We start from the raw sequence: 20,917 nt of genomic DNA on the forward strand, positions 1-20,917 counted from the left end.
GAACATGGCTCTCAGGGGAAGCCGGACGTCCATTCGAACCCAGTTGATCGGCGCGCTGTCCGCCTCGGTGACAGTTCTCGCGCTTACATCGGGCCTGGCGCCGGCCGCCGAGAGCGACGCGGCTCCCGGACCCGCCATCATCAGCGTCCCGGCCACCCTGTCCCACGCCGCCGACCCCGCTACCACCTCGAGCATCCCGCAGAAAATCCGCTTTCTTGCGCTTGGTGTCGGCAAGTCGGCCATCATCGACCTGCCGCGCGACGTCAAGGACGTGCTGGTCGCCGATCCCAAGATTGCAAACGCGGTGATCCGCTCGCCGCAGCGGGCTTACGTCATCGGCTCAGCCGTCGGCCAGACCAACGTCGTGTTCTTCGACGCAGACGGCCAGCAGATCGCCGCCTACGACATCGCGATCAAGCGTGACCTCAACGGCGTTCGCGCCGCGTTGAAGCAGTTGTTGCCGGGCGCGGCCATCCAGGCCGAAGGCATCGGCGACAGCGTGATGTTGACGGGATCGGTATCGACCCCGATTGAAGCACAGCAAGCCGGCGACGTGGTCGCGCGTCTCGTGGGCGGCACGGACAAGGTCCTCAACTCAATCGTGGTCAAAGGCCGCGATCAGGTGATGCTGAAGGTCACCGTCGCGGAAGTCCAACGCAACATCATCAAGCAGCTCGGCATCGATCTCAGCGCCAATATGAACTACGGCACGGCCGTGGTGAACTTCAACAACGCCAACCCATTCACCGCAAACAGCGGACCGCTGACGAGCAACTCGCTGGTCGCCTCGGCGGTCAACAGGGCCGGCATTCCGACGGTCACGGCCACCCTACGCGCGATGGAAAGCGCGGGCGTCGTGCATACCCTGGCCGAGCCGAACCTCAGCGCGATCTCCGGCGAATCGGCGACGTTTATTTCAGGCGGTGAATTTCCGATTCCAACAGGCGTTACCTGTCAAACGACGACCGGAGGCGGCATCGGAAATTGCGTGCAGACGGTGAGCTTCAAGAAATTCGGCATCTCGCTCAATTTCACGCCGGTCGTGATGACCGAAGGCAAGATCAGCCTCAGAGTCATGACGGAAGTGTCCGAAGTCTCGCTCGAAAACGCCTTGCAGGGCGGAGTGGGCGGAACGACGATCCCCTCGATCAAGACTCGCCGCGCCGAAACGACGGTAGAGATTCCCTCGGGCGGCTCGCTGGCGATGGCAGGGCTGATCCAGGAACAGACCAAACAGGCCATCAACGGCATGCCCGGCGTCGATCAGATTCCGTTGTTCGGCCAGCTCTTCCGCAGCCAGGATTTCGTCAAGAACCAGACCGAACTGATGGTCATCGTCACGCCCTATGTGGTGCGCGCGGTCGCACAGAAGGAACTGTCGCGACCCGATGACGGATTTGCGCCCGCGTCCGACGCCCAATCAGCCTTGTTTGGCCAGATCGCGCGCATCTACGGCGTGCCTGCGCGGGTGGAGCCGGTCGCGAATTATCAGGCCAATTTCGGCTTCATCATTGATTAGGCCGGCGAGGCGGGGGAAGCACGATGACAAACGAGATGTCGCTTTTTCGCAATAAAGGGCTGCGTCTGGCCGGCGCGATGCTCGGCCTTTCGGTCGCGCTCGGGGCATGCACCGAAACCACGGGCAGCGTTGCGACGGCGCCAGGCGCGAGTATTCCCGATGATTATCGCCTGCGGCATCCGATCGCGGTGCAGGAAGCCGATCGCTCGGTCGTTCTGTTCGTCGGCCATGCGCGCGGCGGACTGTCTGCCGCCCAGCGCACCGACGTCGCGGGGCTGGCACAGAGCTGGGTCAGCGAAGGCACGGGCACCATCATCGTGGACGTGCCGGTCAACACCTCCAACGCGCGGGCTGCGGAAAGTGCGGCTCACGAAGCCAAGGCGGTCCTGGAGGCCGGCGGCGTGCCATCCAGCGGCATCAAGCTGCGCCGCTATACCCCTTATGATTCGCGGACCCTTGCGACGGTTCGCCTGACCTATCCAAGAATGACGGCGGTGGTAGGTCCTTGCGGCGTGTGGCCGGAGGATCTCGGCCCCTCGATCAAGGATCCGACCTACTTCGAGAACAAGTCCTATTACAATTTCGGTTGCGCCTATCAGCGCAACATGGCCGCGATGGTGGCGAACCCGTCCGACCTCGTGCAGCCGCGCCCTGAAACGCCATCCTACACGGTGCGTCGCACCGAGGGCTTTGAAAAATATCGCAAGGGCACGACCACCGCGACCGATTATCCCGAAGGCGAAAAAGCCAAACTCAGCGATGCCGGCAAATGATCTATTCGCGTAACGATTCAGACGATCTCGATGCTCTGCCGCCGCTCAGCGACGATTATATCTCGCCGGCGCCACGGGTATCGGTACAGGCCTTCTGCGAAAACACCGCGACCGCCGACGCGGTACAGTCGGCCGGTCTCGACCGCCGTCTGGCCAAGGCGCATCTCACACTCAAGATGGGCGGCATGGATGCCGCCATCGAGACCTATCACAGCGTCCCGACGCCGAACGTCATCATTCTGGAGACCAGGGCCGGCAAGGATATTCTGGTCGGCCTCGATGAACTCGCCACCGTATGCGACGCCGGCACCCGCGTCGTTGTCATCGGCAGCGAAGCTGACGAGGCACCCTACCGCGAGCTTGTACGTCGCGGCGTGAGCGATTACGTGGTCGGACCGGTCGAGACGCTCGACGTCGTTCGCGCCATCTGCGGGCTGTTCTCGGCGTCCGAAGATACCCCTGTCGGACGCATCATCGCCGTCGTCGGCGCCAAGGGCGGCGTCGGCGCCTCCAGCGTCGCCCACAACGTGGCCTGGGCGATCGCGCGCGACCTGGCGCTGGACTCGGTCGTCATCGATCTCGACATGGCCTTCGGCACCGCCAGCCTCGATTACAACAAGGACCCGTTGCAGGGCATCGCCAACGCCGTCTTCGCCAATGAGCGTCCCGACAGTTCCTTCATCGAGCGCCTGCTTTCGAAATGCAACGATCATCTCAGCCTGCTGGCCGCGCCGGCGTCGCTCGATCGTGTCTATGATTTCGGCGCCGACGCTTTTGACGCGATTTTCGACACTCTGCGCCTGACCACGCCTGTGATCGTTCTCGACATTCCGCATCAATGGTCGGGATGGACACGGCGCGCGCTCGTCGGAGCCGACGACATCCTGATCGTCGCCGAACCTGACCTCGCCAACTTGCGCAACGCCAAGAATATGCTGAGCCTGCTCAAGACGGCGCGTCCGAACGACCGGCCTCCGCTTTATTGTCTCAATCAGGTCGGCATGTCGAAGCGGCCGGAAATCAGCGCGCGCGAATTTGCCAAAGCGATCGAGAGCCCGCCGCTGGCTACGATTCCGTTCGATCCGAAGATGTTCGGCACCGCCGCCAATAACGGCCAGATGATCGCCGAGATCTCCGCCAGTCACCGCATCAGCAAGACCTTCGTCCATATCGCCAGTCAGCTGAACGGCCGTGGCGAACCGAAGAAGCCGAAGGGCTCGCTGTTTTCTCCGTTGATCAAGAAGCTCCGCGCCAAAGGCTGACACGGCACGCCGGACGAATTGGCGCGCTTAATCGGTTCGTGCAGCACCGCCGGGTGCGGGCTTTGCGGCGGCCTGCTTGGCCAGCATCCGTTTCAAATACGCGACATTGGCGGCCGCCTCCTCCGGAGGCCGGCCTTCCTTCGCGAGGCTTTCGGCCTCGGCCATATTTCCGCGCAGCCCCACCACCAGAGCGAGGTTCAGCTTCACGCGCGGACCGGCATCGCCATGCGCATTGGCACGGCGCAGCGTCTCTTCCGCCTTGGCGAGATCCTTTGAGAGAACGTAGGACAGCGCAAGGTTCGACAGCACCGACGGCTCGTCCGGCACGATGCGGAGCGCGCTTGCGTAGTATTGCCGCGCTTCCTCGCCACGCCCGAGCTGGTCGAGCACCGCGCCTTGCGCCGACAGGATACGCCAATCGGGATCCTCCGGCGAATGCGCGCGGCCAAGAACTTCGAGAGCCTGCTGGAAATTGCCGTTGTCGGCCAGCGCACGGCCATAGCCAGCCATCAAAGCCTTGTCGCCGGGATGAGCGATCGTGGCCTGCTCCAGCATGGCGACCGCCTGGGACCGCTGGCCGGAGGCGCGCAGCGCCTTTCCGTAATTCAAGGCGGCGTTCGCATCCTCCGGATGCGAACGGTAGCGGTCGCGATAGGATTCGAGGCTTTGGGCAGGTGACGTCTTCTCGGCTTTCGCGCCGAGCGATCCGGTGATGTCCGACATCCCGTCGGTCTGGCATCCGCACAGCGCCAGAAGCAGAACAGCCGACACCGCCGTCGCGGCACGGAATCTCGCAAGGCCGAGCGGCCGGGGCAGCGACGGATACATTCTGAAACTCTGAAGCCTGACACTTTCGGTCCGACACCCCGCGCTCCCCGGCTTTTCGGCGGGGAGCGAAAGGACATCAAACGAGCGGTACGCGCTTCAGAAGTGTATTCGGCTTAACCCTAAATTCCGGTTAAGCCCCGGCGCTTGCGAATGGCGACTTGCGCCGGTTAGCTCAGTCAAGGAATTGGGCGCCGAATTCGTAGCCGATCCGCCATGCCAGGCGACACTGGCGCGGCCGGCCTTCCGACATGATGATGGTGAATTCGGAAGGAACGTCGATATGCTCGGCGATGACCTTCACACCCCCCGACGAAACGTCGGTGATGGTACAGTCGCGCGGCAACGTACCGGTCCCGAACTGTATTTTGGCGAAACTCCGGCACACACGCCGCTCGCTCTGACGTCGATTTACAAACATGTCGATCCTTACCCACCCGGATTGTAGACCACTGGCACTCCTGCGGTTTTACTCAAGAAATATTGGAATTCGCCTAGCAGTTCCTGTGGTAATTGACCGGTTCTTTTCGAAGTTTCTTTACCGGTTCGGCTGGTGCCGCCGATCTGAAGTCCCTGCAGCACAAGCGACGAAGCCGATCAGGGACTTCAGATCGATCAAGCGGGAGCAGAATCAACTCGCTTGTTGGTGCCCACGGCTTTCCGAAAAATCCTGCCTTTCGAGCCGCGAGACGGCGACAGGTTTCGGCCGAATATGGTACAGGGGGCGCAAATCGCGGATGATCCGATCCCCCTATCCCACGCCAGGGTGGCCGGAATCGGAAGCACTATGCCGGAGACCAGCATGAACGCCTTGCCCGAACGTCCTGAAGGCACCGTCGATCCCAAGCTGCTGGAAATTCTGGTCTGCCCGATGACCAAGGGTCCGCTCGAATACGATGCGACACGGCAGGAGCTAATCTCGCGCACGGCCAAGCTTGCTTATCCGATCCGCGACGGCATTCCGATCATGCTGCCTGAGGAGGCGCGGAAGATCGACTAGCGATGCGCAAAGGCAGGCTCATCGCCGCGATCGCCCTCCTCGCCTTTTGCGGGACGATTGGGGACGCATCCGCCGGCGAAGCGACGATTCGCGTCGGCAACCTTGACGCCGTCCTGACCACGCCTGCGGATGTCGAACGGCCGCCGGTGGCAGTGTTGATCGCAGGTTCCGGCTCGACCGATCGCGACGGCAACGGGCCACAGGCCAAGCCCGCCACGCTGAAGAAGCTTGCCGAGCAGCTGGCGGAGCGCAAGATCGCAACGCTTCGCTACGACAAGCGCGGCGCCGGCGGCTGGAAGCCGGAATTCGGAAAGCCGGAGGACTTTCGCTTCAAGGACTATGTCGACGACGCCGTGTCGCTCGTGAATTACCTGCGCGACGGCGGCAAGTTCTCGCGCGTGGCGGTCGCCGGACACTCCGAAGGCGGGCTGGTGGCAATCCTCGCCGCGCGACAGACGCAACTCGACCGCGTGGTGCTGCTGGTCACGGCGGCGCGCCGTCAGGGCGATCTGTTGAAGGCGCAACTCGAACGGCGACAAATTCCGCCCGACGTTCTCGAACCGATCCTCAAGGCCATCGACAGCATCATGGCCGGGCAGACCGTCGATCCGCCGCCACGCGGCTTTGCCATTGCGCCATCGATGCAGCCGAGCCTGGCTTCGGCCTTCGTCATCGATCCGATCGATCCGCTGAAATCGATCGACAAGCCGGTCCTGATCGTCGGCGGCGGCCGTGACTTGCAGGTGGCGCGGCTGGATTTCGCGGCGCTCTCGGCGGCTTCACCCTTGGCAAAGACGCTGTGGGTGCCCGACATGAACCATGTCCTGATCGATGTCACCGACGACGCCGACAATATGGCCGCCTATAGCCAGACGGACCGGGCGCTCGACACGACCATGATCGATGCGGTCGCGGCCTTCATCAAGGCCGACGACAAGCGTTGACGGTCGCTTATTACTAGAGCGCTTCGCCCTTGAGAAGCCGCGGAACCTCGCCGGCAAGGCCGGCGGCCTGACGGATGAACAGGCTCTTCAGCGGCGGCGCGCGGTCGACCAGACCGAGGCCGATGTCGCGCACCGTGCGCAACAGCGTCGATTCGTTGGAGAACAGGAAGTTCAACGAGTTGGTCGCAAATCCCATCGCCATGGTGTCGAACCGCCGCCAACGCTGATAACGCTCGAGCACATCGGCCTGGCCGGGATCGATACCGAGCCGTGCGGCATCCACGATCACTTCGGCGAGCGCGGCGACATCCTTCAAGCCCATGTTGAGACCCTGGCCCGCGATCGGGTGGATGACATGGGCGGCATCGCCCACCAGCGCGAGCCGCTCGCTGATAAAGGATCGCGCCACGAAATAGCCGAGCGGAAAGGCGCGCGGCTTGTCGAGCACTTTCACGTCGCCAAGGTGCAGGCCAAACCGCCGCTCGAGTTCGGCTTGAAATTCGCTTTCGCCGAGCGCGACGATACGCGCCGCCTCGGCACGCTTTTCGGTCCACACCAGCGATGAACGCTTTCCGGAAAGCGGCAGGATCGCGAAGGGCCCTGCGGGAAGAAAATGCTCTTCGGCGCGGCCTTGGTGATCGCGCTCGTGGCCAACCGTGGCGACGATTCCGGATTGATCGTAATCCCAGCCGTGGGTCGCGATGCCGGCCCGTTCGCGCAATTTCGAACGCGCGCCATCGGCGGCCACCAAAAGGCTCGCCTCAATGACGCCGCCATCCGACAGCGTCACCGTGACGCCATCGCCGCGGGCGGCGAAATCGGAGACGGCGAGGCCGCGAAGATCGATCCCCTCCGCGACCGCGCGCCGAATCAGCACGTCGATCAGATAGCGGTTTTCGACCATATGCGCGAAAGGCTCGCCCGGCTCGACATGGCCGGAAAATGTCAGGAAGGCCGGCCGCGTCGCGTCTTCGAGTTTCGAGTCGGTAACGACCATGTCCAGGATCGGCTGTGCGCCACTGGCCACATCGGCCCACGCGCCGATGGTCTCGAAAAGCCGGCGGCAGGCCGCAACGATCGCCGTCGCACGCGGATCGCGGCTCGGCCGTGTCGCGAGCGCGGGATCGGCGACGATAATGGGGAGTTCCGGCCCAAGGCCCTGACGCAAGGCAAGCGCAAGCGCCAGTCCTGCAAACGCCCCACCGCCGATGACAATGCCTCGCTGTACCGACATGCTGGACCGCCTTACTCGAACCTGTAAGCTTGACGCTTGCTACCTTATTATAGCTGGGCGAAACAGACTCTATAAGCAAGGGGCTGGAGTTCACGATGTCCAAGAGCCTGATCGACCTGATTTCGATCCTCGATCTCGAACCGATCGAGGTGAACATGTTCCGCGGCAAGAGCCCGAAAACCAGCTGGCAGCGGGTTTTCGGCGGACAGGTGATTGGACAGGCCATGGTCGCGGCCTGCCGCACGGTCGAGGGACGGCTGCCGCACTCGCTGCATTGCTATTTCATTTTGCCCGGCGATCCGCAGATCCCGATCATTTACGAAGTCGAGCGGCTGCGCGACGGCAAGAGCTATTCGACGCGGCGGGTCACTGCGATCCAGCACGGCCAGGCGATCTTTTCGATCATGGTGTCGTTTCACGTCGAGGAGCCGAGCGACTTCGACCATCAGGACAGGATGCCCGACGTGCCGCCGCCGGAAAAACTCACCGCCGAGGAGATGGCCAAGCAGCCGATGTTCCGCGACATGCCGGAATTCGTCCGCCGCTATTATGAGTCCGACCGGCCGATCGAACTGCGGCCGGTCGAACTCGGCCGCTATTTCGGTCAGAAGATCGAGGACGGGCGCATCCATGTCTGGATCCGCACCGCTGCCAAACTGCCGGACGATCCGGCGCTTCACATGTGCGCGCTCGCTTATGCGTCCGACTTCTCGCTGCTTGACGCGGCGATGGCGCGCTACGGCCGGACGCTGTTCGACAGGCGCATGATGGCCGCGAGCCTCGACCATGCGATGTGGTTTCACCGGCCGTTTCGCGCCGACGAATGGCTGCTCTACGCCCAGGACTCGCCGAGCGCGCGTGATGGCCGCGGTCTGACCCGCGGCACGATCTTCACGCAGGACGGCACGCTGGTGGCGTCCGTCGCGCAGGAAGGCTCGCTCCGCGAACGAAGGCTAGCGCCGCCTCAGGCCTCGGCGTAAGCGCCGCGCTCGACCAGCACGGTCTGCGAGGCAAGCCAGCCCATCATCCAGCGCGCCACCCAGGGAATCGGGATGATGAATGCGGACGCGACGATGCAGACGACGGCACGCCAGAGATATTCGAGGCCGCTCGCCTTGAAGACGATCTCGCGGTGCGTACCGTCGACGTTGCGGTAAACCCAGCGCGTCTGCGCGGTGTATACCCAGGCCCAGCCGATAATGGTGAGGGTGGCCAGCGCGCCCAGAAGATTCCAGCCGAGATACATCCAGTACGAGCCGGAAAAACTCAATCCCAGCGGTTGTCCGCCCGACGAGAGGTTGGCAAAGAACCAGCGCAGCGCGGCCCAGCCCAAGGCGATCTCGATCAGGAACGAGAGGAAATTGGTGCTGCGGCCGCCGATGATGTGCAGCACAATGATCGCGACGACCCCGCCGAGGTAATACAAGAGAATGCCCATCGGCTCACCGGTGAAACCGAGATCCGGCCGGCCGGGCACGCGGGTACGCGAAGTGAGCCATTTCAGATTGCTGACGAGAATCCAGGGCAGCGGCAGGACGAAAATCACACCGAAGATAAACAAAAGAAATCGGCCGACGAACTCGAGGATTTCGAAATCGATCGATAACGCGCCGCCGTCCCCGTTGGCCATCGCCGGCATTCTGCCAGGCGTGGACGGCGACCGCGCTGCGGGAGAAAAGAAGCCGGGAATCTCGCCAGCGCTTTGCCAGCCCGCCATGCCCTCGGTCCAGACCAGCGTGTCGGCGCGAACCATACCCCTCGCGATGAAGTCGCGGAATTGAGCTTCCGGAAAAGGCCCTTGTTGCTGGCCGCGGTCGGCGTAGAACCAGTATCGGTTTGACATTCTTCCCCCTGACACACGGCGAGACGACGACGTTCGTGCGACCGATTGCCCGACCTTGGCAGATGAGGCCAGGCCGCCAGTGGTCCGATTCTAACATCCGCATCGCTTCTCGGCAGGCACTTTTGCGAATGTCAAATCCACTCCACTCGCGGAACTATCGACCGAAGGGATAATTTCGCAATTGTTTTTCGGTCACGCCGCCATCTATTGTGGGCTTGGGGGTAGAGGAGTGCCGCTCCCCTTCACAGCTTGACTGACCTTCGCTTGACTGACCTTCTCAATCCGGGAAATGAAGGCCTGAACATGAAGCTCGTTGTCGCCATTATCAAACCGTTCAAGCTGGACGAGGTCCGGCAGGCGCTGACCGCCATCGGCGTGCACGGCATGACCGTCACCGAGGTCAAGGGTTACGGCCGCCAGAAGGGCCACACCGAAATCTATCGTGGCGCCGAATATGTCGTGAATTTTCTGCCGAAACTGCGGATCGAGATCGCGGTCTCGACCGAGGTCGCCGAGAAGGCGGTTGAGGTGATCACCTCGAGCGCCCGCACTGGACAGATCGGCGATGGCAAGATTTTCGTGACGCCGATTGATCACGCCTTGCGGATCCGGACCGGCGAAACCGACAGCGACGCGCTTTAAGAGCGCTCGCAAGAACGCACCCGGGCAAAGCAGAGCTTGGCTGCCGTGGCGCTCATCTCCATTCTCTGGGTCGCCTATGGCTACTCGCTGGTGTTCGCCGGTGACGGTCCGCGGGCCGGACATTTCCCAGCACGGCGAGGCGCTGCAGTAGTAGGCCTTATTTGGATACCTTTGAACTGCTCGCTCGCTGAGCAAAGCGGGCGCGCGGCCTCCCGTATGCCCGATTCGTAAGCTGAACTGCCTAGCGTTTGGGCTGATACCTGCGGCATTGTTCCACACCTGCGCCGGGGCGCCCAAAAAGCGCGGTGTTAAGGGAGTGTTTCCAATGCCGGCCGAACTGGCACGGCATTTGATTCTACCGCCTTTGGCTGTACCCGCGTCGTGACCTTCTGCGTGGTGAATTTCAGTCGAGATCGCTCGGCCCTGGTGCCGAGTCCAAGCGGGGAATAAGACCCATGAAAATCGTTATGGCGATCATCAAGCCATTCAAGCTCGAAGAAGTTCGCGATGCCTTGACCGCCATCGGCGTTCACGGCCTGACGGTCACCGAGGTCAAGGGATATGGCCGGCAGAAGGGTCACACGGAAATCTATCGTGGCGCCGAATATGCGGTGAGTTTCCTGCCCAAGATCAAGATCGAGGTCGCGATCGCCTCGGATCAGGTCGACAAAACCATCGAAGCCATCACGCAGGCGGCCAAGACCGGCCAGATCGGCGACGGCAAGATCTTCGTCATCAACCTCGAAAATGCAGTCCGGATCCGGACCGGCGAGGCGGATGCCGCGGCGCTCTAGCGCCCTCACCCTTTTTCCAATCAGGAGTAAATCGAAATGACGTTCAAGCGTCCCACCAGCACGGGATTGGCGGCCTTCGCCGTCGGCCTGCTTGCCGCGAACGCTGCCTATGCCGAGCCGACGATCAACAAGGGCGACAACGCCTGGATGCTCACCTCCACGGTGCTCGTGCTATTGATGACGATTCCGGGCCTCGCTCTGTTCTACGGCGGCCTCGTCCGCTCCAAGAACATGCTCTCGGTGTTGATGCAGGTGTTCTACACCGTCTGCATCGTCGTCGTGCTTTGGGCGCTTTACGGCTACAGCCTCACCTTCACCGGCGGCAACGATTTCCTCGGCGGCCTCTCGAAGGCCTTCCTGTCGGGCGTGACGCCTGACTCCAAGGCCGCGACCTTCAGCGTCGACGCGAATATCTCCGAGCTCGTTTACGTCTGCTTCCAGATGACCTTTGCGGCCATTACGCCCGCGCTGATCGTCGGCGCCTTCGCCGAACGCATGAAGTTCTCGGCGGTCGCGCTGTTCATTCCGCTCTGGGTGACGCTGATCTATTTCCCGATCGCCCACATGGTCTGGTACTGGGCCGGACCGGACGCGATCTCGGATGCGGTGAAAGCGGTTACGGCAGCAGGCAGCGATGCGGCGAAGCTCGCCGCGGCAAAGGCCAAGCTCGCAGAAGTCATGGCCGACGGCGGCTGGATCTACAAGAAAGGCGCGATCGACTTCGCCGGCGGCACCGTCGTGCATATCAACGCCGGCATCGCAGGCCTCGTTGGCGCGCTGATCATCGGCAAGCGTATCGGCTACGGCAAGGACCTGATGGCGCCGCACTCGCTGACCATGTCCATGATCGGCGCCTCGCTGCTCTGGGTCGGCTGGTTCGGCTTCAATGCCGGCTCCAATCTTGAAGCCACCGGCGGCGCGGCGCTCGCCATGACCAACTCTTTTGTCGCGACCGCAGCGGCTGCGCTGTCGTGGATGTTCTGCGAGTGGATGCTCAAGGGCCATCCCTCGGTGCTTGGCGTGATTTCCGGCGCGGTCGCCGGCCTCGTCGCGGTGACACCCGCCGCCGGCTATGCCGGTCCGATGGGCGCGATCGTGCTTGGCCTGATCGTCGGCGTGGTCTGCCTCTTCTTCGTCACTGCCGTGAAAAATGCACTCGGCTACGACGACTCGCTCGACGTCTTCGGCGTCCACTGCGTCGGCGGAATCATCGGCGCGCTTGGCACCGGCATTCTGGTCAACCCGGCGCTCGGCGGCACCGGCATCATGGACTACGTCACCGGCAAGATCGCGGACTACGAATTCGGCGCACAGATGACCTCCCAGATCTGGGGCGTCTGCACCACGCTGGTGTGGTCGGGTGTCGGTTCGGCCATTCTCTACAAGGTCGTCGATGTCATCGTCGGTCTGCGCGTCAATGTCGAAAGCGAGCGCGAGGGCCTCGACCTCACCGACCACACCGAACGCGCCTACAACATGTGAGTTCTCCCGAGGGCACGCTCTTCCAAGAGGGTGCCCAGAACTACGGTTCGAGCACATACCCGGCAATGCTCAGACCGTTGAGGGGCTTCAGCGCAAGCTGGAGCCCCTTTTTTCTTAGGCTCTTCGGAAAGGTGGATTTCGACGCCCACGCCGATGGTTAATCGCGTCTTAACCTCGCCGTATCTATGGTGGTTTGATCCCTCTCCCGCAGGTCAAGACACGCGACCTGTGGCCTGAATGAGTGCTGGCGCGACAAGCATGGCCATGACCGCAACATCCCGCGCGCCGCAAGGCGCAGGAAACCAGGAAAGCGAACGCTCGCCCTTCCTGCGGGTGACCGAATTGCTGGCCCCTTATCAACCGGCCAAACCCTTGATAACGCTATCTTTAGGAGAGCCGCAGCATCCGGTGCCGGCTTTCGTGGGTCCGATTCTGGCCGCGCATATCGCAGATTTTGGCCGCTATCCGATCGCCAAGGGCATCGAGCCGTTTCGGCGCGCCGTGTCTGGCTGGCTGTCCCGGCGCTTTCGCCTGCCACGCCCCGTCGATCCCGAGACCGAAGTGCTGGTGCTCAGCGGCAGCCGCGAAGGACTTTTCCTGGCGGCGCTCGCCGCCGTTCGTTTTGTCGGCGAGCGCAAGGGCAAGCCGGCTATCCTGATGCCCAACCCCTTCTACCCGGCCTATGGCGCCGGCGCGCGCGCCGCGGGCTGCGAGCCGATCTATCTGCCGGCCACGGTCGCGAACGGATTCTTGCCCGACCTCGACGCGCTCGATGAGGAAACCCTTGCACGGACGGTGGCGATGTACATCGCCTCACCCGCCAATCCGCAAGGCTCGGTCGCGTCCAGGGATTATTTCGTCCGCCTGAAGCAACTTGCCGACCGCTATGGCTTCATGATCTTCAGCGACGAATGCTACTCGGAAATCTACACGCAAGAAGCGTCCGGCAGCATGCTTGAATGCGCCGGCGGCGATTTCGCCAATGTGGTCGCGTTTCAATCGCTGTCGAAGCGCTCGAACCTGCCGGGCATGCGCATCGGCTTTGCCGCCGGTGACAAGCGGTTTCTCAGCGCCTTCCATGAACTGCGCAACGTGGCTGCGCCGCAGGTGCCGGTCCCGGTCCAATACGTGGCGGCGGCTGCCTACAATGACGAAGCCCATGTCGAGGAAAACCGGCGTCTCTACCGGATCAAATTCGATCTCGCCGATCGGATTCTCGGCAGCCGTTACGGCTACCACCGTCCGGCCGGAGGCTTCTGCGTCTGGCTCGACGTCGCGGCGAAAGGCGGCGACGAAGCGGCCACCGTGACGCTCTATCGTGATGCCGGCGTTCGCGTGATCCCGGGCAGCTATCTCGCAAGACGGCAGCCGGACGGCAGCAATCCCGGCGCAGGCTTCATCCGTCTCGCGCTGGTCGCGGACAGTGAAACAACCGCCGAAGCGCTGCACCGGCTGGTTCAAACTCTGGGCTGATGAGCATGGCGACAATGGAACGCGTCATTCCCCTGGTGAGCCAGCTGCCGGCCGCGATCCGCGAGGCGCTGATGCGGCGCTTACGCGAGCTCGCGGGCCTTGGCCTGGTGGCATTGGCCGGCGGCGTGGCCGCGGCGCTTGCGACCTGGTCGGTGCAGGACCCGAGCTTCAGCCACGCCACTTCGCGTCCGATTCACAATATCGCCGGCTACACAGGCGCCATCAGCGCCGATCTCCTGATGCAGATTCTCGGCCTGGGGGCGATCATGCTGATCCTCCCGATCGCCGTATGGGGCTGGCGCATGCTGACCCACCGCACCTTCGATCGCGAGGCGCTACGGCTCGGCTGCTGGATGTTGTGCACGATTCTCGCCGCGGGATTTGCCAGCTGCTGGCCGCATGGCGGCGCCTGGCCGTTGCCGACGGGGCTTGGCGGCGTGGTCGGCGATGCGCTGGTGCGCGCGCCGGCTGTGGCGTTCGGTCCGCCCGGCTTCGTCTATAGCCTCGTGCTCGGAATGATTCTCGGCGCGGCCACGGTCGCAACCTTCCTGTTTGCAAGCGGTTTCGGTTCGCAGCCGCGCGACGAAGACTTGGCCTCGATCGAGGAGGACGATGACGAGCCCCTGACAGAAGACAAGGATGGCGGCTCGATCTCGCTCGGCTGGGCTGTCCACGCCTTCATGAGCACGAAGGCACGCCTCGCCTGGCTATTGGGTGCCGCCTATCGGTGGCTGGTTTCCAGCGGCTCCAATCATCAACGCACACCGTTGTCCTTTGATCGCCACGAGCCGAACCTCGGCGGCCGCGCCGCTCCCTCTATCGCCCCCGACGGCGGTGACGAGGAGTACGAGGAGGAAGACGAGGAAGAAGAAGAGCCGGCCGCGCGAGCGCCTCGCAAGAAAGCCGCGCCTAAATCGTCCGCGAAAAGATCCGAGAAATGGGATTTCCCGGCGATTTCGATGCTTGCCGCACCCAAGGCGACCGACCGCCAGCCGCTGTCCAAGGCCGAGCTGGAAAACAATTCGCGCCGGCTCGAAAGCGTGTTGCAGGATTTCGGCGTCCGCGGCGAGGTCGTCAAGGCCCATCCCGGTCCGGTGGTCACCCTGTACGAACTCGAGCCCGCGCCCGGCATCAAGTCGTCGCGCGTGATCGGGCTTGCCGACGATATCGCCCGCTCGATGAGTGCGCTCTCGGCGCGCGTCGCCGTCGTGCCTGGCCGCAACGCCATCGGCATCGAATTGCCGAACGCCCATCGCGAGAAGGTTTACCTGCGCGAACTGCTCACCGCGAAGGAACTCAACGAGTCCGTCGCAAAGCTTCCGCTCTGCCTCGGCAAGACCATTGGCGGCGACCCCGTCATCATCGATCTGGCCCGCACGCCGCATATGCTGATTGCCGGCACCACCGGCTCGGGCAAATCGGTCGCGATCAACACCATGATCCTGAGCCTCGTCTATCGGCTGCGGCCGGACCAGTGCCGGCTGATCATGGTCGATCCCAAGATGCTCGAACTCTCCGTCTATGACGGCATTCCGCATCTGCTGACGCCCGTCGTGACCGATCCCAAGAAAGCCGTTGTCGCGCTGAAATGGGCCGTGCGCGAGATGGAAGAACGCTACAAGCGGATGGCCAAGCTCGGCGTGCGCAACATCGATGGCTATAACGCGCGCCTCGGTGAAGCGAGGGCCAAGGGCGAGGAACTCACGCGCACCGTACATACCGGCTTCGACAAGGAAAGCGGCAAGGCGATCTACGAGGAAGAGAAGCTCGACCTCGATCCGTTGCCCTATATCGTCATCATCGTCGACGAAATGGCCGACCTGATGATGGTCGCCGGCAAGGACATCGAAGGCGCGGTGCAGCGTCTTGCGCAGATGGCGCGCGCCGCCGGCCTGCATGTGATCCTCGCGACGCAGCGGCCGTCGGTCGACGTCATCACTGGCACCATCAAGGCAAACTTCCCGACCCGCGTCGCCTTCCAGGTCACGTCAAAAATCGACAGCCGCACGATCCTCGGCGAAATGGGCGCCGAACAGCTGCTCGGCCAGGGCGACATGCTTTACATGGCGGGCGGTGGGCGCATCAGCCGCGTGCACGGTCCTTTCGCGTCCGACGAGGAAGTCGAGAAGGTGGTGCGCCATCTCAAGACGCAAGGCTCGCCGGAATACCTCGAAGCTGTTACCGCCGAGGAGCCCTCCGAAGAGGACGGCGCGGTATTCGATGGCACCAGCATGGGCAGCGACGGCGGTGGGGACCTGTTCTCGCAGGCGGTGGCCATCGTCAAACGCGATCGCAAGGCCTCGACCAGTTATATTCAGCGCCGGCTGCAAATTGGCTACAATCGTGCGGCATCGCTGATGGAACGAATGGAACTTGAGGGCATCGTGGGGCAGGCCAACCACGCCGGCAAACGCGAAATTCTCGTTCCGGAAGAAGAGGGCGGCTTCTGACCTACCGTTCACGGGCCTCCAGGCCGCATTTTTTCACGGAAAAACGATAGCCCGCCTGGGGCGAAGCACGATAAAAGAGCCGCAAACCGACGGGACGATGCGTTGACCGATACCCAGAAAAATCGAATGGCTACCCGCTTCGCGCTTGCCTGTAACCGCGCAGCCTTCACGAAAGCGGCGGCGGCGTTTGCCGTCACCGCCTATGTCGGCGCCGTTTCAACGCAGGCCTTCGCGCAGGCTCCGAACCCGCCGCAGGGCATTCCCGCTCCAAAACCCGCCCCGAAGTCCCGCGACGGCGCGGTCGACGCGCCAAGGGGGCCGGCCGCTACCGGCGCGATGCAGACACCGCCCACGCCGTTCATTCCGGACCCGCATCGCAATTTGCCCTTGAGCATCTTTGCGACCTTCGACGACAAGCAGAAGGCGCAGGCCGCCAAGATCAGCACCTACCTTTCGTCGCTTCAGACGCTGATCGGCAACTTCGTTCAGGTCGGCCCCGACGGCAGCAAGACCAAGGGCCAGTTCTTCATCCAGAAACCCGGCAAGGTGCGCTTCGAATATGAATCGCCGAATCCGATCGCGATTGTCGCCGACGGATCGATGGTGGCCGTACGCGACCGCAACCTTTCGACCCAGGACCTCTACCCGCTGTCGCAAACGCCGCTGCGGTATTTGCTGTCGGACCGCATCGACCTGATGAAGGATACCAACGTCGTCAGCGTAACCGCCGACGATCTTTTCGTCAGTGTCACGATCGAGGAGCGGCAGTTGCTGACCGGCACCAGCCGCCTGATGCTGATGGTCGGCGCCAAGGACGGCCAGCTCAAGCAATGGACCGTGACCGATCCGCAGGGCTACGACACCACGGTCGCGGTCTATAATCTCGACACGTCCAGGAAGATCGATCCGGGCATGTTCAAGATCGACATGTCGGAAAAGACCTTTCCGCCGGGCTGATCTTCGAGCCGAATTTTATCGAACAATCCACTGTTGAGTGGCCACGCTGCAAAATCATCCTTGATCGCAGGCCGGAGACATGCGTGTTCTTGAAACACACTCGTCTCATCGGTCCTCATGCGCTTTTCCCTGACAACCTGGAACATCAATTCGGTGCGCTTGCGCATCAATCTCGTCGCCAAATTCATCAAGTCGGTGAGGCCTGACGTCCTGTGCTTGCAGGAGACCAAATGCATCGACGATGCATTTCCGCTCAAGCGCTTCAAGCGGCTCGGCTATGAGCACATCGCATTGAACGGCCAGAAAGGCTATCACGGCGTCGCCATTGTCTCACGGCTGCCATTCGAGAAGACTGACATCCGGACCTTCTGCGACAAGCTCGACTCCCGTCACATCTCCGTCGAGTTCGGACCAGGCGCCCAGCTCGCCCGGCCTCTGGTCCTGCATAACTTCTACGTACCGGCCGGCGGCGACATTCCGGATCCCGCGCTCAATCCGAAATTCGAACACAAGCTGCGATTTCTCGACGAGATGAAATCCTGCGAACCGCTGCATCCGCGCGGCGAGGATCGCCACATTCTGGTCGGCGATCTCAACGTCGCGCCGCACGAGAACGACGTCTGGTCGCACAAGCAATTATTGAAGATCGTTTCGCACACGCCGATCGAATGCGAGAAACTGCTCGCCGCGCAGAACCAGGGTGACTGGATCGATGTGGCGCGCGATCGCATTCCGATGTCGGAGAAAGTCTATACCTGGTGGAGCTATCGCGCGGCGGACTGGACGGTCGGCGACCGCGGCCGCAGGCTCGATCACATCTGGGTCTCCCGCGCGCTCAAGGAGCGGGTCAGCGACTTCCGGATCGTGCGCGATGCGAGAGGCTGGGAGCGGCCGTCCGACCACGTTCCCGTAACGGTCACGCTCGATCTTTAGATTTCGAATCGCTCGACAATTCAGGTAGAGAGCTTGCCGCTTGCCATCAGAATATCGCTGGCGATCTGGCTCGTACGCTTGGCAAATTCGTCGCGCAGCCGCCGCGCAGCCGCCGGATCGCTTTCCAGCACCCGCTGAAACAGGCTGCGGGCGACGCGAATCACCGAGGAATCTTCCAGCGCGGTCGCCGTCGAAGGCCGCCGCATCGCGTTGATCAGCGCAAGCTCGCCGATCAGGGCACCGGGACCGGCCACGACCTCGGCACCACCATCCTGAATACGAAACGCGCCGCGCTGGACGATGAAGCCGGCATCGGCCTCGTCGCCAGCATGGAAGAGCGCGGAGTCGCGCGGCATGTTGCGTTGTTCGGAGCCGATCGCCAGCATGCGCAACGACGCGGTCCCGAGCACGCGAAGCGTCGGGACTCGCTCCAGCAGGGCGACATCATCCTCGATCGACATCAGAGACCAGTTGCGCGACGAATCGTGAAGCGAATCGTATCACGGCACCAGTTTGTAGCCACCGGCTTCCGTCACCAGTATCTCCGGATTGGCGGCGTCCTTTTCGATCTTCTGGCGAAGCCGGTAGATATGGGTTTCCAGCGTGTGCGTAGTGACGCCGGAATTATAACCCCAGACTTCCTGAAGCAGCGTCTCGCGCGACACCGGCGCCTGACCGGCACGGTAGAGGAAGCGGAGAATCGCGGTTTCCTTTTCCGTCAGGCGAACCTTGCGGGCGTTGGCGCCCGTCAGCATCTTGGAGCCGGGACGGAAGCTGTAGGGGCCGACCGAGAACACGGCGTCTTCGCTGGCTTCATGCTGGCGAAGCTGCGCGCGGATGCGCGCCAGCAGCACCGCGAAACGGAATGGTTTGGCGACATAGTCATTGGCGCCGGATTCCAGTCCCAGGATCGTATCCGAATCGGTGTCATGGCCGGTCAGCATGATGATCGGAGCCTTGAAGCCACCCTTGCGCAGGGAACGCACGACTTCGCGGCCATCGGTGTCGGGCAGCCCGACATCCATCAGCACCAGATCGGGCGCATCGGTCTTGGCGGCGGTCGCGCCTTTGGCGCCCGTGTCGACGGCGGAAGCTTCGAATTCGTCGTGTAGCGATAGTTGCTCCACCAGCGTATCGCGCAGATCGGTATCGTCATCTACGATCAGGATCTTGCGGGCATTGGCCATGGGTATAGTCCTTATGAAGGCAGCGGCGCGGGCCCAGGGGGTTGGGCCGGGTCGTAGTGGTCAAACGGGGATCTTCAAGACTTTCGTCATGAGGTATGCGGCTGTTACGAATTCACAAGCCGAAACGCAATCTACCCTAGGATTCGCGGGCATTTAGATGAATGTCCTGTAATGCGGCGGGTCGAATTGTCCCATGACCCGCAATCGAAAGACTCCGGAAGTCCATGGATAATTCCCGGTTTTCAGACACTTATGCAAAAAACGGACGCGACCAGCCGCTAACCACGATTCGCATCCATGCGGCGGCGGGTAACCCTTGCCGCGGCTGGCTCATGGCCGGCCGACAGACGATCCCGGTTGCGCTGGGCCGGGGAGGGATCATTGCCAATAAACGCGAGGGCGACGGGGGAACCCCGAAAGGAACTTTCCGGCCGCGGCAATTGTGGTGGCGCGCCGACCGCTCGCCGAGACCTCAAACCTTCCTGCCCCTTCGTCCCATCCGTCCCGAGGATGCCTGGTGCGAGGACCCGACCAGCCGCCATTACAATCAACCGATCGAGCTCGGCAGCGAGACCAGCGGCGACCGGCTCACGCGCGAGGACCATCTCTACGATTTCATCGTCGAGATCAATCACAACACCTCACCGCGCATCGCCGGCCGCGGCAGTGCGGTGTTCCTTCATCTCGCGCGCCCGAATTTTTCGCCGACGGCCGGATGCGTCTCGATGACAAAATCAGCCATGCTGCAATTGTTGCGCCGGATGGGCACCGATACCAAGATCATCATCAGCTGAAATCTTAAGGGAAGCACGATGCTCGACGACGACAAGATCGCGGCTGCCGCAAAGACGCTGAGCGATCACTGGCGCGCCGGCACCAAGCTGACGAACCTCGACGCTTCGATCCGGCCTCGGGATCGCGCCGAGGGTTATGCGGTGCAGGCCGCGCTTGCAAAACAATCGAGCAGCCCATTGTTCGGTTGGAAGATCGCAGCGACCAGCGAAGCCGGACAGAAGCACATCAATGTCAGTGGGCCGCTCGCGGGACGCATTTTCACGCAGACGGTCGTCGCCGATGGCGGCACGGCTTCGATGAAGGGCAACGAGATGCGGGTCGGCGAAGCCGAATTCGCTTTCCGGTTCGCGCGCGATTTGCCACCACGGACCGACCCCTACTCGATGCAGGAGGTGTTGGGGGCCGTCGGCACGCTGCATCCGGCGATCGAAATTCCGGATTCGCGCTTTGCGGATTTCGTCAGCGCCGGCGAAGCCCAGCTCATCGCCGACAATGCCTGCGCGCACCTCTTTGTGCTGGGCGACCCGACCTCTGCAGACTGGCGCAGCCGCGATCTCATCGAGGAGCGGCCGGTCGTCACGCTGCGAGGCGAAAAACATATCGGCCACGGCAAGAACGTGCTCGGTGATCCGCGCGTCGCGCTCGCCTGGTGCGTCAACGAACTGCGCGCACTCGGCATCACGCTGCGCGAAGGCGAGGTCATCACGACAGGGACTTGCTGCACGCCGTTGCCGATCCAGGCCAGCGACGTCTTTGCCGCCGACTTCGGCGCGCTCGGAAAAGTATCGGTGGGATTTGGCTAGG

21 protein-coding genes are annotated in these 20,917 nt (G+C 62.7%); 15 read left to right on the forward strand and 6 right to left on the reverse strand.

Features of this window, described 5'->3' with window-relative positions:
• Positions 1-4: 4 nt before the first annotated feature.
• From BUA38_RS13415 to BUA38_RS13425, 3 genes are read left to right on the forward strand one after another with little or no spacing between them, the layout of a single operon-like run.
• Entirely contained in the window at positions 5-1,519 is a 1,515-nt protein-coding gene (locus BUA38_RS13415) for a type II and III secretion system protein family protein (RefSeq protein ID WP_083587989.1), read from the forward strand.
• A gap of 23 nt (positions 1,520-1,542) precedes the next feature.
• Positions 1,543-2,292 (forward strand): CpaD family pilus assembly protein, encoded by a 750-nt coding sequence (locus BUA38_RS13420; protein WP_072818353.1) that lies wholly within the window; start codon positions 1,543-1,545, stop codon positions 2,290-2,292.
• On the forward strand, positions 2,289-3,554 hold the full coding sequence (locus BUA38_RS13425; RefSeq protein WP_072818354.1) for an AAA family ATPase: 1,266 nt from the start codon (positions 2,289-2,291) through the stop codon (positions 3,552-3,554). Before BUA38_RS13420 ends, BUA38_RS13425 begins: the two co-directional genes overlap by 4 nt.
• Before the next feature lie 27 nt (positions 3,555-3,581).
• Here BUA38_RS13425 and BUA38_RS13430 read toward each other — a convergent pair whose 3' ends face one another.
• Both BUA38_RS13430 and BUA38_RS13435 read right to left on the reverse strand, forming a co-directional pair.
• Positions 3,582-4,382 carry a tetratricopeptide repeat protein gene (locus BUA38_RS13430; protein ID WP_072818355.1) on the reverse strand — a complete coding sequence of 267 codons (801 nt, stop codon included), beginning with the start codon at positions 4,380-4,382 and terminating at the stop codon, positions 3,582-3,584.
• A 172-nt stretch (positions 4,383-4,554) separates the two neighbouring features.
• Complete coding sequence (locus BUA38_RS13435) at positions 4,555-4,800, reverse strand: PilZ domain-containing protein (RefSeq protein ID WP_072818356.1); 246 nt, start codon at positions 4,798-4,800, stop codon at positions 4,555-4,557.
• Positions 4,801-5,181: 381 nt separating this feature from the next.
• Between BUA38_RS13435 and BUA38_RS13440 the strand changes: the two genes are divergently transcribed.
• Both BUA38_RS13440 and BUA38_RS13445 read left to right on the forward strand, forming a co-directional pair.
• Complete coding sequence (locus BUA38_RS13440) at positions 5,182-5,379, forward strand: Trm112 family protein (protein ID WP_072826093.1); 198 nt, start codon at positions 5,182-5,184, stop codon at positions 5,377-5,379.
• A gap of 2 nt (positions 5,380-5,381) precedes the next feature.
• Positions 5,382-6,323: an alpha/beta hydrolase family protein gene (locus BUA38_RS13445; protein ID WP_072818357.1), complete on the forward strand. Its 942-nt coding sequence runs from the start codon at positions 5,382-5,384 to the stop codon at positions 6,321-6,323.
• A 13-nt stretch (positions 6,324-6,336) separates the two neighbouring features.
• Here BUA38_RS13445 and BUA38_RS13450 read toward each other — a convergent pair whose 3' ends face one another.
• Positions 6,337-7,557: a ubiquinone biosynthesis hydroxylase gene (locus tag BUA38_RS13450; RefSeq protein ID WP_072818358.1), complete on the reverse strand. Its 1,221-nt coding sequence runs from the start codon at positions 7,555-7,557 to the stop codon at positions 6,337-6,339.
• Positions 7,558-7,652: 95 nt separating this feature from the next.
• Between BUA38_RS13450 and tesB the strand changes: the two genes are divergently transcribed.
• Positions 7,653-8,537, forward strand: coding sequence for an acyl-CoA thioesterase II (tesB, locus tag BUA38_RS13455; RefSeq protein WP_072818359.1), 885 nt, complete (start codon positions 7,653-7,655; stop codon positions 8,535-8,537).
• Here the strand turns inward: tesB and BUA38_RS13460 are convergent.
• On the reverse strand, positions 8,522-9,400 hold the full coding sequence (locus tag BUA38_RS13460; RefSeq protein WP_072818360.1) for a GYF domain-containing protein: 879 nt from the start codon (positions 9,398-9,400) through the stop codon (positions 8,522-8,524). The genes tesB and BUA38_RS13460 overlap by 16 nt on opposite strands.
• Positions 9,401-9,703: 303 nt before the next feature.
• Between BUA38_RS13460 and BUA38_RS13465 the strand changes: the two genes are divergently transcribed.
• From BUA38_RS13465 to BUA38_RS13495, 7 genes are all read left to right on the forward strand, one after another.
• On the forward strand, positions 9,704-10,042 hold the full coding sequence (locus BUA38_RS13465; RefSeq protein WP_072826094.1) for a P-II family nitrogen regulator: 339 nt from the start codon (positions 9,704-9,706) through the stop codon (positions 10,040-10,042).
• A 455-nt stretch (positions 10,043-10,497) separates the two neighbouring features.
• Positions 10,498-10,836, forward strand: coding sequence for a P-II family nitrogen regulator (locus BUA38_RS13470; RefSeq protein ID WP_072818361.1), 339 nt, complete (start codon positions 10,498-10,500; stop codon positions 10,834-10,836).
• Between the two features lie 36 nt (positions 10,837-10,872).
• Positions 10,873-12,318 (forward strand): ammonium transporter, encoded by a 1,446-nt coding sequence (locus BUA38_RS13475; protein WP_072818362.1) that lies wholly within the window; start codon positions 10,873-10,875, stop codon positions 12,316-12,318.
• Between the two features lie 258 nt (positions 12,319-12,576).
• Entirely contained in the window at positions 12,577-13,791 is a 1,215-nt protein-coding gene (locus tag BUA38_RS13480) for an aminotransferase class I/II-fold pyridoxal phosphate-dependent enzyme (RefSeq protein WP_072818363.1), read from the forward strand.
• Positions 13,791-16,241 (forward strand): DNA translocase FtsK, encoded by a 2,451-nt coding sequence (locus BUA38_RS13485; RefSeq protein ID WP_072818364.1) that lies wholly within the window; start codon positions 13,791-13,793, stop codon positions 16,239-16,241. The genes BUA38_RS13480 and BUA38_RS13485 overlap by 1 nt, the downstream gene beginning before the upstream one ends.
• Before the next feature lie 126 nt (positions 16,242-16,367).
• On the forward strand, positions 16,368-17,198 hold the full coding sequence (locus BUA38_RS13490) for an outer membrane lipoprotein carrier protein LolA (protein ID WP_083587574.1): 831 nt from the start codon (positions 16,368-16,370) through the stop codon (positions 17,196-17,198).
• A gap of 117 nt (positions 17,199-17,315) precedes the next feature.
• Positions 17,316-18,131 (forward strand): exodeoxyribonuclease III, encoded by an 816-nt coding sequence (locus BUA38_RS13495; RefSeq protein WP_072818365.1) that lies wholly within the window; start codon positions 17,316-17,318, stop codon positions 18,129-18,131.
• 20 nt (positions 18,132-18,151) lie between these two features.
• On the opposite strand, the gene BUA38_RS13500 is transcribed toward BUA38_RS13495, so the two are convergent.
• Both BUA38_RS13500 and BUA38_RS13505 read right to left on the reverse strand, forming a co-directional pair.
• On the reverse strand, positions 18,152-18,592 hold the full coding sequence (locus BUA38_RS13500) for a cyclic nucleotide-binding domain-containing protein (RefSeq protein ID WP_072818366.1): 441 nt from the start codon (positions 18,590-18,592) through the stop codon (positions 18,152-18,154).
• Positions 18,593-18,631: 39 nt separating this feature from the next.
• On the reverse strand, positions 18,632-19,318 hold the full coding sequence (locus BUA38_RS13505) for a response regulator transcription factor (protein WP_072818367.1): 687 nt from the start codon (positions 19,316-19,318) through the stop codon (positions 18,632-18,634).
• Between the two features lie 224 nt (positions 19,319-19,542).
• Between BUA38_RS13505 and BUA38_RS13510 the strand changes: the two genes are divergently transcribed.
• Positions 19,543-20,112, forward strand: a complete 570-nt coding sequence (locus BUA38_RS13510; protein WP_072818368.1) for a L,D-transpeptidase family protein — start codon at positions 19,543-19,545, stop codon at positions 20,110-20,112.
• Positions 20,113-20,130: 18 nt separating this feature from the next.
• Entirely contained in the window at positions 20,131-20,916 is a 786-nt protein-coding gene (locus tag BUA38_RS13515; RefSeq protein ID WP_072818369.1) for a 2-keto-4-pentenoate hydratase, read from the forward strand.
• The last annotated feature ends 1 nt before the right edge of the window (position 20,917 follow it).

It is taken from the genome of Bradyrhizobium erythrophlei (genome assembly GCF_900142985.1).
Taxonomy (GTDB): domain Bacteria; phylum Pseudomonadota; class Alphaproteobacteria; order Rhizobiales; family Xanthobacteraceae; genus Bradyrhizobium; species Bradyrhizobium erythrophlei_B.

Coding starts and splice junctions, on each gene's coding strand:
- BUA38_RS13415 (WP_083587989.1), top strand. CDS start 5: ATGGCTCTCAGGGGAAGCCGGACGTCCATTCGAACCCAGTTGATCGGC.
- BUA38_RS13420 (WP_072818353.1), top strand. CDS start 1,543: ATGACAAACGAGATGTCGCTTTTTCGCAATAAAGGGCTGCGTCTGGCC.
- BUA38_RS13425 (WP_072818354.1), top strand. CDS start 2,289: ATGATCTATTCGCGTAACGATTCAGACGATCTCGATGCTCTGCCGCCG.
- BUA38_RS13430 (WP_072818355.1), bottom strand. CDS start 4,382: ATGTATCCGTCGCTGCCCCGGCCGCTCGGCCTTGCGAGATTCCGTGCC.
- BUA38_RS13435 (WP_072818356.1), bottom strand. CDS start 4,800: ATGTTTGTAAATCGACGTCAGAGCGAGCGGCGTGTGTGCCGGAGTTTC.
- BUA38_RS13440 (WP_072826093.1), top strand. CDS start 5,182: ATGAACGCCTTGCCCGAACGTCCTGAAGGCACCGTCGATCCCAAGCTG.
- BUA38_RS13445 (WP_072818357.1), top strand. CDS start 5,382: ATGCGCAAAGGCAGGCTCATCGCCGCGATCGCCCTCCTCGCCTTTTGC.
- BUA38_RS13450 (WP_072818358.1), bottom strand. CDS start 7,557: ATGTCGGTACAGCGAGGCATTGTCATCGGCGGTGGGGCGTTTGCAGGA.
- tesB (WP_072818359.1), top strand. CDS start 7,653: ATGTCCAAGAGCCTGATCGACCTGATTTCGATCCTCGATCTCGAACCG.
- BUA38_RS13460 (WP_072818360.1), bottom strand. CDS start 9,400: ATGTCAAACCGATACTGGTTCTACGCCGACCGCGGCCAGCAACAAGGG.
- BUA38_RS13465 (WP_072826094.1), top strand. CDS start 9,704: ATGAAGCTCGTTGTCGCCATTATCAAACCGTTCAAGCTGGACGAGGTC.
- BUA38_RS13470 (WP_072818361.1), top strand. CDS start 10,498: ATGAAAATCGTTATGGCGATCATCAAGCCATTCAAGCTCGAAGAAGTT.
- BUA38_RS13475 (WP_072818362.1), top strand. CDS start 10,873: ATGACGTTCAAGCGTCCCACCAGCACGGGATTGGCGGCCTTCGCCGTC.
- BUA38_RS13480 (WP_072818363.1), top strand. CDS start 12,577: ATGGCCATGACCGCAACATCCCGCGCGCCGCAAGGCGCAGGAAACCAG.
- BUA38_RS13485 (WP_072818364.1), top strand. CDS start 13,791: ATGAGCATGGCGACAATGGAACGCGTCATTCCCCTGGTGAGCCAGCTG.
- BUA38_RS13490 (WP_083587574.1), top strand. CDS start 16,368: ATGGCTACCCGCTTCGCGCTTGCCTGTAACCGCGCAGCCTTCACGAAA.
- BUA38_RS13495 (WP_072818365.1), top strand. CDS start 17,316: ATGCGCTTTTCCCTGACAACCTGGAACATCAATTCGGTGCGCTTGCGC.
- BUA38_RS13500 (WP_072818366.1), bottom strand. CDS start 18,592: ATGTCGATCGAGGATGATGTCGCCCTGCTGGAGCGAGTCCCGACGCTT.
- BUA38_RS13505 (WP_072818367.1), bottom strand. CDS start 19,318: ATGGCCAATGCCCGCAAGATCCTGATCGTAGATGACGATACCGATCTG.
- BUA38_RS13510 (WP_072818368.1), top strand. CDS start 19,543: ATGGATAATTCCCGGTTTTCAGACACTTATGCAAAAAACGGACGCGAC.
- BUA38_RS13515 (WP_072818369.1), top strand. CDS start 20,131: ATGCTCGACGACGACAAGATCGCGGCTGCCGCAAAGACGCTGAGCGAT.